Origin of the sequence: Lentilactobacillus farraginis DSM 18382 = JCM 14108, from assembly GCF_000583655.1 — a bacterium.
In the GTDB taxonomy this organism is placed as follows: Bacteria; Bacillota; Bacilli; order Lactobacillales; family Lactobacillaceae; genus Lentilactobacillus; species Lentilactobacillus farraginis.
In genome coordinates, this window is the sequence record NZ_BAKI01000120.1 from 1 (window position 1) to 881 (window position 881).

The window sequence follows — 881 nt, forward strand, 5'->3', positions numbered from 1 at the left end:
AGAAGCTGTTTAGTATCTTTTAAGAAGTAGCCTGATAAAAGCTAACGAAACCATCATGAGACTAGTGTTGAGCTTACGCTCACAGTTACGCCATAAACGGTGATAATTTCCCAACCAACTAAATGAACGTTCAATGAGCCACCGTTGGGGGATAACCGAAAATTGGTGTAACTCATTTCTTTTAACGACGATTACCTTGGCTGACGTTAAACTGCTAATCTCATTAGCAAAATTTTGGCCGGTATAACCACTATCAACCATCATGGTTCGAACCAATTTAAACTGCTCTAAATTAAGGGTAACGAGTGCAATCGCCCCGTCACGATCAGTGATGTTAGCCCGGGTAATATGGATCGCTTGCGGGAAGCCATTGATGTCGACGGCTAAATGCCGTTTAATTCCCGAGATCTTCTTACCACCATCGTAACCCTTATTTTCAGCGGTAGCGGTGTTCTTGATACTTTGGGCATCTAAAATGACGAACGAAGTTCGGGCTGATCGCCCTTGCCTTAATCGTCGATCAGCGACAATTTTTTTAAAACCTGAGTTAATAAAGCTGGTTTATCAGGGGTGGGGGCTTTCGACCAATTCATCCAATAGTAGTAAACAGTGGACCACTTTGGAAAATCAGCCGGCAAATCACGCCAAGTACAACCATTTTTAAGGACATAGAGCATGGCACAGAAGATATCATAAGGATCAATGTGTTTTGGATGAGTTCGTTTTCTTGAAGCTTCCAGATCCTGACGGATCAAATCGAATTGTTGCCGAGAAATATCGCTTTGGTAATGATGACTAAAATGTTGCATATGATCACCAACTTTTTTGACAGTAGTTTATCAAATTATTGGGTCAAAATCAAAGATACTAAACAGCTTCTT

The 881-nt window shown here is 41.1% G+C and carries 1 protein-coding gene; it reads right to left on the bottom strand.

Going from position 1 to position 881, the window contains the following annotated elements:
* Nucleotides 1-9 precede the first annotated feature (9 nt).
* A protein-coding gene (locus tag JCM14108_RS14490; RefSeq protein WP_099046409.1) for an IS5 family transposase occupies nucleotides 10-809 on the bottom strand; the annotation gives its coding sequence in 2 pieces (ribosomal slippage) (nucleotides 10-521 and nucleotides 521-809; 801 coding nt in all).
* Nucleotides 810-881 lie beyond the last annotated feature (72 nt).